The organism is Actinomadura sp. 7K534, from assembly GCF_004348575.1.
GTDB classification, from domain to species: domain Bacteria; phylum Actinomycetota; class Actinomycetes; order Streptosporangiales; family Streptosporangiaceae; genus Spirillospora; species Spirillospora livida.
Window position 1 is genome coordinate 1 of sequence record NZ_SMKB01000076.1, and the last position, 12,072, is coordinate 12,072.

The 12,072-nt window shown below is 74.7% G+C and carries 12 protein-coding genes; 5 read left to right on the top strand and 7 right to left on the bottom strand.

What is annotated here, in order from left to right:
- Positions 1–30 precede the first annotated feature (30 nt).
- Both E1266_RS17015 and E1266_RS17020 read right to left on the bottom strand, forming a co-directional pair.
- Positions 31–684 (bottom strand): response regulator transcription factor, encoded by a 654-nt coding sequence (locus tag E1266_RS17015; protein WP_132048027.1) that lies wholly within the window; start codon positions 682–684, stop codon positions 31–33.
- On the bottom strand, positions 681–1,808 hold the full coding sequence (locus E1266_RS17020) for a sensor histidine kinase (RefSeq protein WP_132048029.1): 1,128 nt from the start codon (positions 1,806–1,808) through the stop codon (positions 681–683). Before E1266_RS17020 ends, E1266_RS17015 begins: the two co-directional genes overlap by 4 nt.
- Before the next feature lie 221 nt (positions 1,809–2,029).
- Here E1266_RS17020 and E1266_RS17025 point away from each other — a divergent pair, with 221 nt between their 5' ends.
- Together E1266_RS17025 and E1266_RS17030 are read left to right on the top strand one after the other, a co-directional pair.
- A complete protein-coding gene (locus E1266_RS17025; protein WP_132048031.1) occupies positions 2,030–2,386 on the top strand; it encodes a DUF6223 family protein in 357 nt (118 codons plus the stop codon).
- A 79-nt stretch (positions 2,387–2,465) separates the two neighbouring features.
- Entirely contained in the window at positions 2,466–2,819 is a 354-nt protein-coding gene (locus E1266_RS17030) for a hypothetical protein (protein ID WP_132048033.1), read from the top strand.
- Between the two features lie 7 nt (positions 2,820–2,826).
- Here the strand turns inward: E1266_RS17030 and E1266_RS17035 are convergent, their stop codons facing one another.
- From E1266_RS17035 to E1266_RS17045, 3 genes are read right to left on the bottom strand one after another with little or no spacing between them, the layout of a single operon-like run.
- Positions 2,827–4,236, bottom strand: coding sequence for an MmgE/PrpD family protein (locus E1266_RS17035; protein WP_132048035.1), 1,410 nt, complete (start codon positions 4,234–4,236; stop codon positions 2,827–2,829).
- A complete protein-coding gene (locus E1266_RS17040; protein ID WP_132048037.1) occupies positions 4,233–5,057 on the bottom strand; it encodes a cyclase family protein in 825 nt (274 codons plus the stop codon). The genes E1266_RS17035 and E1266_RS17040 overlap by 4 nt, the downstream gene beginning before the upstream one ends.
- The gene (locus E1266_RS17045; RefSeq protein ID WP_132048039.1) at positions 5,054–6,241 is read right to left on the bottom strand and encodes a CoA transferase; all 1,188 of its coding nucleotides are present in this window, start codon (positions 6,239–6,241) and stop codon (positions 5,054–5,056) included. Before E1266_RS17045 ends, E1266_RS17040 begins: the two co-directional genes overlap by 4 nt.
- A gap of 189 nt (positions 6,242–6,430) precedes the next feature.
- On the opposite strand from E1266_RS17045, the gene E1266_RS17050 reads away from it, so the two are divergent.
- Positions 6,431–7,900, top strand: a complete 1,470-nt coding sequence (locus E1266_RS17050) for a dihydroorotase family protein (protein ID WP_132048041.1) — start codon at positions 6,431–6,433, stop codon at positions 7,898–7,900.
- A 21-nt stretch (positions 7,901–7,921) separates the two neighbouring features.
- Positions 7,922–8,734, top strand: coding sequence for an IclR family transcriptional regulator (locus E1266_RS17055; protein WP_132048043.1), 813 nt, complete (start codon positions 7,922–7,924; stop codon positions 8,732–8,734).
- A 29-nt stretch (positions 8,735–8,763) separates the two neighbouring features.
- On the opposite strand, the gene E1266_RS17060 is transcribed toward E1266_RS17055, so the two are convergent.
- Positions 8,764–9,621: a CoA ester lyase gene (locus E1266_RS17060; protein WP_132048045.1), complete on the bottom strand. Its 858-nt coding sequence runs from the start codon at positions 9,619–9,621 to the stop codon at positions 8,764–8,766.
- A 103-nt stretch (positions 9,622–9,724) separates the two neighbouring features.
- Here E1266_RS17060 and E1266_RS17065 point away from each other — a divergent pair, with 103 nt between their 5' ends.
- Complete coding sequence (locus E1266_RS17065) at positions 9,725–10,543, top strand: NAD-binding protein (RefSeq protein WP_132048047.1); 819 nt, start codon at positions 9,725–9,727, stop codon at positions 10,541–10,543.
- Here the strand turns inward: E1266_RS17065 and E1266_RS17070 are convergent.
- Entirely contained in the window at positions 10,511–11,953 is a 1,443-nt protein-coding gene (locus E1266_RS17070; RefSeq protein WP_132048050.1) for an FAD-dependent oxidoreductase, read from the bottom strand. The genes E1266_RS17065 and E1266_RS17070 overlap by 33 nt on opposite strands.
- Positions 11,954–12,072: the final 119 nt, after the last annotated feature.

Consider the following 12,072-nt stretch of genomic DNA (forward strand, 5'->3'; position numbering starts at 1 on the left):
CCACCCGGCCGCCCCCACACCGGCGACCCGCTAACCCCGGGTTACCAGGCCGGATTCGTAGGCCAGGACTACCAGTTGGGCGCGGTCGCGGGCGTGGAGCTTGGTCATGGCCCGGTTGATGTGGGTCTTGGCCGTCGCGGTGCTGATCACCATGCGGGCGGCGATCTGGTCGTTGGACAGGCCGTGCGCGACCAGGGCGACGGCCTCGCGCTCCCGTTGGGTCAGCTCCTGCAGGCCGGTACCGGACGCCGTGCGCGGCTGGGCGACGTAGCGGTCGATCAGGCGGCGCGTGATCGACGGGGCCAGCAGCGCGTCGCCGCGGGCGGCCACGCGGACGGAGTGGACGAGGTCCTCCGGCTGGATGTCCTTGACGAGGAATCCGGCGGCCCCGGCGCGTAGCGCGTCCAGGACGTACTCGTCCAAGCCGTAGTTGGTCAGGATGACCACGTGCACGTCGGCCAGGGACGGGTCCGCGGCGATGCGCTTGGTCGCCTCGATGCCGTCCACGACGGGCATTTGGATGTCGATGAGCGCGATGTCCGGCTTGTGCTCGCGGGCCAGCGCCAGGCCCTCGCGCCCGTCGGCGGCCTCGGCGACCACCTCGATGTCGTCTTCCAGGTCGAGGAGCGCGCGGAAGCCGCTGCGGATGAGCTGCTGGTCGTCGACCAGGAGGACGCGGATCATGACGTCCCGTCCACGGGGAGTTCGGCCTGGACGGTGAAGCCGCCCTCGCCGCGCGGTTCGGCGCGCAGCCGGCCGCCCAGCGCGGCGACCCGCTCGCGCATGCCCTGCAGCCCGACGCCGGGGGTCGCGGCGGCGTCCGGCACGGCCTTTCCGTCGTCGTCGACACGGATCAGGAGGGTCTTCGGGCGGCGGTCGATCCGGACCGTCGCGGTGGCCGCGTCGGAGTGGCGCAGGATGTTGGTGAGCGACTCCTGCACGATGCGGTAGACGGTCCGGTCCACAGCGGTCGGGACGTCGTGCCCCTGCCCCTCGATCGTCAGCGTCGCGTCCAGTCCGGTGGCGCGGGCCCGGGCCACCAGGTCCGGGACGTGTTCGAGCCCGCGCGGCGGCGCCGTGTCGTCGTCGCGCAGCGCCTCCAGGGTCGCGCGCAGCTCCCGGGACGCCTCCCGGCCGGCCTCCTGGATCGCGAGCAGGGCGTCCGGCACCTGTTCGCCGCGTCTGCGGGCCACGTGCACGGCGACCTCGGACTGCACCTTGATGATCGAGATCTGGTGGGTGAGCGAGTCGTGCAGTTCCCGCGCGATGCGCAGCCGCTCCTCGTCGGCGCGGCGCCGCGCGGTCTCCTCCCGCGTCCGCTCGGCCTCCGCCGCCCGCCGCTCGGCCTGCCGCAGCGCCTCGCCCGCGGCGCCGGCGGCGATCAGCCAGGCCACTTCGAGCGCGCCCCGGGCCCGCGCGAACGCCTCGCCCGTGTCGTGGAGCCCGGAGGCCAGCGCCGCGACCGGGAGGACGGCCAGCAGCAGCACGCTCGCCGCCACCGTGACGATCCGGTGCCCGGCACGGACGGCGGCGTACACCGCGAACAGGAAGGCCACGGCCGGCACGTCGAAACCGGCCGCCTGGTACCCCACCGCGCACAGCCCGGTCACCACGAGGACCGGGACCGGCGCGCGGCGGCGCAGGGCCAGCGCCAGGCCCCCGGCCACCAGCAGCGCGTACCCGAGCAGGTCCGGGCCCGCGGCGGAGTGCCGTTCGGACAGCCCGGTGACCACGAGCGCCGCGGCCATGCAGCCGGCGATGCCCCAGTCGATGGCAGCGGCTCGCACGCCGGGCCGTCCGGTACCCATGCTGCGCACCCTAGACCGGATGTGCGTGCTCGTGACTCCTGCGCGCGGACTATCGGGCCGCTACCGCGCACGCGGTAGACGCGGTCCGTCCTACGGCGTGCGGGGTAAGTGGTTACGGCCTCTGCGGCAGCGCAAAGTGTCCACGCCTGCTGGACGACCTGCGATGGGTTCGGCCGACATCATCGGCTGGACATCTACTCGCAGGGTCTAAGGAGCACGACATGTCCGTTCAGTACGCGGTCGCCCTTGTCGACGCCTACGCCATGAGCGCCGGGCGGCTCGGGTCCTCCGTGGCCGGGCTGGCGGGGCTGGCCGGCATTGTGATCGGCGCGCTGGCACTGGCCCGTCCCGCCGGCCGTCTCGGCACCCGCAACGGGCGGAACGGGGCCTTCGCCGCCCTCGCGGCCGGGCTGGCCGGGATCGTCCTCGGCGGGCTGGTCGCCGCGACCTCCGACGGCGGCGTCGGCACCGGCAACGGTCTCGGCGGAGCCTTCGTCGCCCTGGTCCTGGGCCTGATCGCCACGGCCCTCGGCGGGCTGGCCCTGGCCCGCGCCCGCCGCACCGGCGCTTCCGTATAGGCGGTGTGCAGGGGTTTGTGCTAGTACTACGCCTTGTAGTATTCGGTCGATCCGCCGCTGTTCCTCCCGGAGGTCCCCCTTGGAGTTCGTTCGGCACCTGCTGCTGTTCTTTCACTTCGTCGGCCTCGCGGTCCTCATCGGCGGCTTCCTCGCCCAGCTGGCGGAGGCGCGGCGCGGCCCGGTCCGTCCCGCGACGGGGATGCTGCACGGTGCGCTCACCCAGCTCGTGACCGGCGTCGCCCTCGTCGGGGTGCTCCAGGGCGCCCTGGACGAGGAGGTGAACAACGTCAAGATCACCGTCAAGCTCGGGGTGGTGCTGGCCGCGCTCGTCCTCATCCTGCTGGGACGCCGCCGCCCCCTCAGCACGCCGCTCTTCATGGCCATCGGAGCCTTGGCCGTCGTCAACGTCGGCGTGGCCGTCTTCTGGACCTGACGGCGGATCAGCGGAGCAGCGACGTCAGGGCGTCCAGCTCGTCCAGGGCCGCGAGGTCGTAGGTCAGTTCGGTGATCCGGGCGGCCGCGGCCGGGGTGACGCGGCGGGTGGCGTTCAACTCGAACTTGGCGGCCAGTTCGTCCGGTGACAGCGGGTTGTCCGGGCCGCCCCGGTTGGTGTCCACGCGTTCTTCCAGGAGCGCGCCCGCGCGTGTCCGGACGCGCAGGACGGCCGGGAAGCGCCGCGGGAAGATCGCGTCGCAGCGGGCGTCGGGGACGCAGCGGACCTTCGCCGCCAGCGCCAGCCGGGCGGGGTCGGCGGCCGCCTCGTCGGTGAAGTCCTCGTGGGACACCCCGAGCCCGCCGCCGCCCAGCAGCGCCGCCGCGACGGTGTACGGGCCGGAGAACGCCGCGTGGTACCCCGACTCCGGCCGGGCCTTGTCCTCGGCGGGCTCGCCGATCGTCCGCAGGACTGGGGCGGGCGCGCCCAGCTCGACGTCCGCGATGTCGGCCGGGTCCAGGCCGCGCTCGCGGAGCCGGAGGGCGGCGTCGATCCCGGCGTGGGTGAAGTGGTTGCACGGGTACGGCTTGAAGAACACGCCGGGCAGTTCCCAGTGCTCGCCGAGCCGGTCGGTGAGCGCGCCGGGGTCGGCCCGGTCGCCGCAGAACGCCTGGAGCAGCCCGAAGCGGCCCTCCAGGACGGTCGGCGGGCCGGTGATCCCGGTGCGCGCGAGCCCGGCGGCGGTGACGCCCGCGTGCGCGGCCCAGCCGCAGTGGACGCGCTTGACGGTGCCGCCGGTCCGGTTGGCCTCCAGGATCCCCGAGCCCATGCTGGCGGCGATGCCGAGCGCGTCGGCGATGCCGCCGGCGTCCAGGCCGGACAGCATCGCGGCGGCGGCCGCCGCGCCGAGCGCGCCGCAGATCGCGGTCGCGTGCTGGCCACGCTCGAAGAACACCGAGTTGCCGAGCTCCCGGTCGTAGCCGGCCATGCCGAGCCGGACGGTGATCTCCACGCCGGCGCCGGCGGCGTCCAGCAGGGCCGCCCCGGACGCGCCGCGCGCCTCGGCCACCGCGAGCGCGGCGGGCACGACGGACGCGGAGGGGTGCAGCACGGACGGCAGGTGCGTGTCGTCGAAGTCGAGGGAGTGCGCGAGCGTGCCGTTCAGCAGGGCCGCGCTCGGTTCGGGGAGGCGGGTGCCGGTGCCGATCGCGGTGGCCCGTGCCGCGCCGCCCCATTCGGCGACGAGTTCGCCGACGGCCCGGGCCGGGGGCTGCGCGGTGGCGGCGAGGCTGTTGCCCAGCACGTCGAGGACGCGTCGCGCGGCGTCGGCGCGCAGCTCGGGCGGCAGGCCGTCCCGCCGGACCCGGTCGGCGAGGGCGGCAAGCCGCTGGACGGGGGTCGCCTGGACAGGGGTCACGCCGTCACCGCCGCGAGGGGGCGGACGGGCGAGCCGGTGCCGCCCCTGATCCGCAGCGGCGCCAGCAGGAACGCGAACTCGTGCAGCCCCGCCTCGGCGAGCTCCTCCAGGTTCAGGTGCTCGATGATGAAGACGCCCGACTCGACCAGCAGGACCCGGTGCACGGGCAGGACGGCGTGCCCGGCGCCGGGCCGGATCCGCTCGTAGGCGGTCGTGTCGGCGCCGGTCGCGACGACCCCGCGCTCGGCGAGCCACAGCGCGGCCTCGGACGTCGCGCCGGGGACGCCGCTCTCCCGGCCGAGGTAGGCGGCGGCGTCGCCGAAGAGGCGGGCCCAGCCGGTGCGGATCAGCGCGACCTCGCCCGCGCCGGGTTCGGTGCCCGCGCGCTCGGCGGCGCGTTCCAGGTCGTCGGCGGTCACGCCGTATCCGGGCGGCAGCGTCTCGACGCCGTGCACGGCCGCGACGTCCAGCAGGACACCGCGCCGCAGCAGGCCCGGCAGGTTCTCGGCGCCGTGCACGGTGAACTCGCCGCCGAGCTGCGCCTCGGCCGCGTCCGCCCCGCCGTGCAGCAGCCCGTCGTGGCTGACGTGCGACAGCGCGTCGATGTGCGTGCCGACGTGGCCGCCGGTCACGATGATCTCGTTGGCGGCCGAGCCGCCGTCCAGGCGCTTCATGTCGCCGTGCCGCCGGATCAGCGTCATCCGGAAGCCCGGGTGGTTGGGCGAGCAGGGCATGCCGGTGAAGAACGGGTGGCCCAGCTCGATCAGCCGGACCCCGCCGGCGATCGCGGCGAGCAGCGGGTCGGTCGGGCGGGCGGTCATCGGATCACTCCCTTGGCGCGCAGCACCGCCTGTTCCGCCTCATCTGCCCCGTACCGGGCGAGTATCTCGGCGGTGTGCGCGCCGAGCGGCGGACCGGCCCAGTCGATCCGGCCCGGGGTCTGCGAGAGGCGGAACAGGACGTTCTGCATCCGGACGGGCCCCAGCTCGTCGTCCGGGACGGTCGCGATCGTGCCGAGCGCCTGGAACTGGGGGTCGTCCAGGACGTCCGCGGCGGTGTAGACGGGCGCGACGGCGGCCTGCGCCTCCTCGAACGCCGCCACGACCTCGGCGCGGTCGCGGGCGGCGATCCACGAGCCGACGGCCTCGTCCAGCTCGTCGGTGTGCCGGGCGCGGTCCGCGCCGGTCCCGAACCACGGCTCGTCGATCAGGTCGGGCCGGCCGACCAGCCGCATCACCCGCTCCGCGATGGACTGGGCGCTGGTGGAGATCGCGACCCAGCCGCCGTCCCGCGTCCGGTAGATGTTGCGCGGCGCGTTGTTGTGGGACCGGTTGCCGGTGCGGGCCTGCAGTTCGCCGAGCTGGTCGTAGGCGATGATCTGCGGGCCGAGCAGCGTCAGGATCGGCTCGATGATGGCCAGGTCGACGACCTGCCCGGTGCCGGTGGCCTCCCGCGCGCGGAGCGCCGTCAGCACGGCGTACGCGGTGGCCAGCGCGGCGATCCCGTCCGCGAGGCCGAACGGCGGCAGGGTCGGCGGGCCGTCCGGCTCGCCGGTGATCGCGGCGAACCCGCTCATCGCCTCGGCGAGCGTGCCGAAGCCGGGACGGCCGGAGTAGGGCCCGGTCTGCCCGAAGCCGGTGACGCGCGCCAGCACGAGCCGCGGGTTGATCTCGCGCAGCGCGTCGTAGCCGAGGCCCCAGCGCTCCAGGGTGCCGGGCCGGAAGTTCTCGATGACGACGTCGGCGTCGGCGGCCATCCGCCGGAACAGCTCCTGCCCCTCGGGGGAGCCCAGGTACAGGGTGACGGCCTTCTTGCCGCGGCCGAGCATCTTCCACCACAGCCCGACGCCGTCGCGCTGCGCGCCGTGGCCGCGGACGGGGTCGCCCCTCGGGTGCTCGATCTTGATGACCTCGGCCCCGAAGTCGGCGAGCAGCGTGGCGGCGAGCGGACCCGCGAACAGCGTGGCCGCGTCGAGCACGCGGATCCCGGACAGGGCGTCGGTCATCACCCACCACCTTCCGGTCGTTCCGATCAGAGGAACAATGACCTTGCTTCAACCTGGCAGGGCGAGCCGATTCAGGTCAAGTGGAGCGCGACCATTGACCTCAGAAGGCAGGAACGTCAGGCTGGAGCGACAGACTTGTGTTCCCCCCAGCGGAACAACTCTCGGCATCCCCGGACGGGAGAGGCGACCATGGCGACGACCGAACTGCTGATCAAGAACGTCCGGGTGGTCCGTCCCGAGGCGCCGGACGGCGACCCGCCCCCGCTGCTCGACATCGCGGTCGACGACGGCGTCATCGCCCGGGTGGCGCCCGCCCTGCCGGACGACGACGCGGCCACCGTGGTCGACGGCGGCGGCCTGCTCGCGTTCCCCGGCGTCGTGGACGCCCACCAGCACTGGGGCATCTACAACGACCTCGCCACCGACACCCGCACCGAGAGCCGCGCCTGCGCGCAGGGCGGCGTCACCACGTCCCTGACCTACATGCGGACCGGCCGGTACTACCTCAACAAGAGCGGGCCGTACCGGGAGTTCTTCCCGGAGGTGCTCGGCGCCGCGAAGGGCAACGCCTACGTCGACTACGCGTTCCACCTGGCGCCGATGACGGCGGAGCACATCACGGAGATCCCGCACCTCATCGAGGAGTTCGGCGTCACCTCGTTCAAGATCTTCATGTTCTACGGGGGCCACGGGCTGCACGGCCGGTCCAGCTCGCAGGGCGACTTCCTGATGACGCCGCCGGGCGAGAGCTACGACCTCGCGCACTTCGAGTTCGTCATGCGGGGCATCCAGCGCGCTCGCGAGAAGCTCACCGAATACGCCCCGCACGTCTCGCTGTCGCTGCACTGCGAGACCGCCGAGATCATGACCGCCTACACGGCGATGGTCGAGCGGGAGGGGACGCTCACCGGCCTGCGCGCCTACAGCGCCTCCCGCCCGCCGCACTCGGAGGGGCTCGCGGTCACCATCGCGTCCTACCTCGCGCACGAGACGGGCCTGCCCAGCATCAACCTGCTGCACCTGTCGTCCGGGAAGGCGCTGTCGGCCGCCCTCACCATGGCGGACGCGTTCCCGCACATCGACTTCCGCCGCGAGGTCACCATCGGGCACCTGCTCGCCGACGTCGACACCGCCCACGGGCTCGGCGGCAAGGTCAACCCGCCGCTGCGGGAGCGCGCCGACGTCGAGGCGCTGTGGCGGCACGTCCTGGCGGGCGAGGTCGACTGGGTCGTCAGCGACCACGCCTGCTGCCGCGACGAGATGAAGTTCGGCGCCGACCGCGACGACGTGTTCCTCGCCAAGTCCGGGTTCGGCGGGGCGGAGTACCTGCTGCCCGGCCTCGTCGGCGAGGGCACCGAGCGGGGGCTGTCGCCGCAGCGCATCGCCCGGCTGACGTCCTGGAACCCGGCCCGCCGCTACGGCCTGGCCGGCAAGGGCGACCTCGCCGAGGGGTACGACGCCGACATCGCCCTGGTCGACCCGGACGCCGCCTGGACGGTCCGGGCCGCCGACTCCGAGTCCGCGCAGGAGTACACGCCGTTCGAGGGCTTCGCCATGACGGCCAGGGTGACCGACACCTTCGTCCGCGGCCACCGCGTCTGCACCGGCGGCGAGGTCACCGGCGCGCCCGTCGGCCGGTACGTGCCTCGGGGACGCTGAGGCGTCCCTAGGATCGATGCCGTGAGCGACCGGAGCCGGAACCCCGGTGCGAGTGCCGCCGCGAACGCCGGTGCGCACGCGGGTACGGAGGTGGCCGGGCGCGTCGCCGACGTGCTGCTGCTGTTCGCGGGCGGGCCGCGGAGCCTCGGCGTCAGCGCGATCAGCCGCGAGCTCGGCGTCTCCAAGGCCGTCGTGCACCGCATCCTGCGGTCGCTGGTCTCGCGGGAGATGCTGGAGGACGACCCCGGCACCGGCCGGTACCGGCTCGGCTCCGCCGCCGTGGCGCTCGGGGTCAGCGCGCTGCGCGGCTCCAACGTCCGGGACGCGGCCGCGCCGGTGCTGCGCCGGCTGCGGGACGAGACCGGCGAGACCACCACGCTGTCGGGGCTGGTCGGGGACGAGCGGGTCTACCTCGACCAGTTCGAGAGCCCGCGGGAGGTCCGGATGACCGTCGAGGTCGGGCGGCGGTTCCCGCTGCACGCGGGCTCGTCCGGGAAGGCGATCCTCGCGTTCCTGCCGGAGGAGCGCCGGGAGACCGTCCTCGCCAGGCCCCGCGCCGCCTTCACCGCGCGCACGGTCACCGGCGCGGCCGAGCTCCGCGGCGAACTGGCCGCGATCGCCGCGGAGGGGACCGCGGTGTCCCTCGGCGAGCGGCTGCCCGACGCCGCCTCGGTCGCCGCGCCCCTGCCCGGCCCGGACGGCGCGGTGCACGGCTCGATCAGCGTGTGCGGCCCGCTGCACCGCTTCACCCCGGAGGAGATCGACCGGTACCGGGGCCTGGTCCGCGCCGCCGCCGCGGAGATCGTCCGGGCCCGGGACGCGGCGCTCGCCTGAGCCTCCGCCGGGTTCGGGGCGGGCAGGGGTCATCGGCCCAGCTCCAGGACGCGGCGGGCCGAGCGGATCACTGCCTCGTCCACCAGCCGGCCGCGGTCGTCCACGGACACCCCGCTGCCCTCGGCCAGCGCCCGCTCGTGGCGATCCACGACGTCCCGCGCCTCGGCGAGCGCCCCGGGGCTCGGGGTGAAGACCTCGTGGACGACCGGGATCTGCGCCGGGTGAATGCAAGCGCGGCCCAGGAAGCCCATCCGGAAGAGCGCGCGGGTCGACTCCCGCAGCAGGTCCAGGTCCCGGATGTCGACGCTGACGGGGGCGACGGGCGGGGCGATCCGGGCGGCGGCGCTGGCCGCGACGACCGTCGAGCGCGCCCAGAGCAGTTCGCGTCCGTCCGGGCCGGGGACCACGCCGAGGTCGGCGGCCAGGTCGGCCTCGCCGAGCTGCAGCCGCGCCACCCGGGGGGCGCGGGCGATCCGCGCGGCGTCCAGCAGCGCGGCGGCCGACTCCAGCAGCGGCATGATCCGCAGGTCCCCGGCGGGCAGCCCGGCCGCCTCCTCGGCCTCGGCCATCACGCGGCCGAGCGCGGCCACGTCGTCGGCGCTCTCGGCCTTGGCCAGGTACAACCCGGTGACGGCCGGGCCGACGACGGCCCGCGCGTCCAGGTGCCCCGCCTCGCCTGGGTTGACCCGCACCCAGATCCGCGGACCGCCGGCCGGACGCCCGAGCCCGCCCAGCCAGGCGGCCACTTCGGCGCGGGCGCTCTCCTTCGCCGCCCGGGGCACGGCGTCCTCCAGGTCGACGATCAGGGCGTCCGCGCCGCGGCGGGACGCCCCGGCGAGCATCTCCGGCGCGTTTCCCGGCACGTACAGGTAGGAACGGGCGATCATCCGAGGCTTCTCCTCTGCGGGCGGCCGACGATATGTGCCAGAGTAGGGAAACAGCGTTTCCATTACGAGGCCCGCCGTCGGGCCCACTGTTGGGAGGCCCCCTGTGCGGTACGTGGTCGTCGGGTGCGGGAACGTCGGGATGGAGCTCGCGCGGCGCTGGACGGAGCGGGGGCACACGGTCATCGGGACGACCACGTCCCCCGGGCGGGTCGACGAGGTGCGCGAGGTCTGCTCGGACGCCGCCGTCCTGCGCGGCTCGGACGAGGCGGCCCTGGCCGAGGCCGTCCGCGGCGCCGACGCCGTGGTGCTGACCGTGAGCCCGCGGCTGTCGCACTCCTTCGACGCCGACCAGCGGGTCGCCGAGTACGCCGACACGCTCGCCGGGAGCGCGCGGACGGCCGCCGCCGTCCATCCGCGGGTCGTGTTCACCAGCTCGACGTCGGTCTACGGCGCGGGCACCGGAACGCTGATCGACGAGACCAGCCCCACGACCGACGACGCGGATGCCTCGCCCCGCAACTTCATCGCGGCCGAGCAGGCGGTGCTGGCGACACCGGGCGGCGCTGTGGTCCGTATCCCGGACGTCTACGGCCACCCCCGCGACATCGACTACCCGGCGCGGGTCCGGTTCGCCCACGAGAGGCTCGGCGGGAGCGTCCCGTTCGCGGCCGGGGCGCTGCTGTACCGGATCGACTACCGGGACGCGGCCGCCGCCCTCGACTTCGTCGTCACCGAGGGCCTGGCCGGCGTCTACAACGCCTTCCCGGACGCGGAGGTGCCGCCGACGAACGCGGAGGCGTTCGGCGAGATCTGCAAGGCCGAGGGCCTGCCCGAGCTGACCTACCGCGGCGAGATCAAGACGCCGGCGGTACCGGTGAGCTCGGCGAAGCTACGCGCCGCCGGGTTCGCGTTCGCGCACTGAGGCGCGCGGCACCGCTGCCAGGTGCCGCCCGACGATGCGGCCGAAGGCGAGCGCGGGCGTCAGGCACATGCCCGAGCAGAACGCGTTGCCGTTGACGGCGGCCGAGCCGATGACCTCCCCCACCGCGTACAGGCCGGGGACGGCACGGCCGTCGGCGCGGCGCACCCGCAGGTCGGCGTCGACGTCGACGCCCGCGAAGGTGATCAGGGTGACGGGGTGGTTCTCGACGGCGTAGAACGGCGGCTCGGCGATCGGCGCGGGCAGGTGCCGGCGGCCGAACGCGGGGTCGGCCCCCGCGGCGACGGCGGCGTTGTACCGGGCGACCTCCGCGGTGAGGCCGGCCGCGTCGATGCCCGCGCGCTTCGCCAGCTCGGCCGGGTCGGCGGCGCGGTGCAGGCCGCGCCTGCGTCCGCAGCGGGCGTCCAGGTCGCCGGGGCTCCAGCCGTGCACCATCGGACGGGACTCCCGCAGCGCCCTCGCGTCGAAGACCATCCAGAACGTCATCCGGTCGACGCCAGTCAGGACGCGCTCCTTGCGGTCGATGCTGGGCTCGTCCTCCGCGATCCACCGGCGGCCGCGGCGGTCCACGTAGATCTCCCACGGCGGACGCTCGGCCGCCACGAGCTGCGGGCGGTTCAGCCAGTCCACCCGCGGGTCGTCGCCCTCCGGGGGCAGCCCGCCGAACGTGGGGATGTACTGGCCGAGGCCCTGCAGCCCGGCGCCGATCCGCCGGGCCATGCGCAGGCCGTCACCGGTCGACGTAGGCGCGGCCGAGGTCGTCAGCGGCGCCCCCTCCAGTTCGGCGAACAGGTCGGGCGCGTGGCCGAAACCGCCGGTGGCGAGGACGACGGCCGGTGCGCGCGGGGTGCGGCCGTCCTCGGTGGTCACGCCGGTGACCGCCTCTCCCTCGGTGCGGAGGCCGGTGACGCGCACGCCGGTCCGCAGGGTGATGCGCCCGTCGCCGGTCAGCGGCTCCAGCAGGCGGCGCAGCGCCCGGAGGATCGCCGGGCCGCCCGGCGTCTCGGCCGCGTGGACGGTGCGCGGCGTCGTGTAGGGCTCGTGCCCGTACACGATGCGCGGGGTGGCGGGGTCGATCTCGTAGCCGGCCGCGAAGAGCCACTCAAGGACGGCGGGCTGCTCCGCGAGCGAGAGCCGGGTGAGGTCCTCGCGTCCGGTGCCCCGGCTGATCCGCAGGATGTCGGCGAGGTGCCGTCCGGGGTCGTCGGCGATGCCGCGCTCCCGCTGGGCGGAGAAGCCGCCCGCGGACAGGTGCCCGCCGGAGTACGGCAGCGCGCCGCCGATGTCGGCGGCCTTCTCCAGGACCAGCACCCGCGCACCGGCGCCGGCCGCCGTGATCGCGCAGGCCAGCCCGCCCGGCCCGGCACCGGCGACGATCACGTCGAACCCCATGGCGACCTCCGATGTTCCGCTGTGGGAAATAGTGTTTCCTTAGGTTCGGGGACGGGTCAAGACACCCGGCCTCTTGCCCGCATGAGTGAAACGATGTTTCCTATAGCGAAACAGACCGG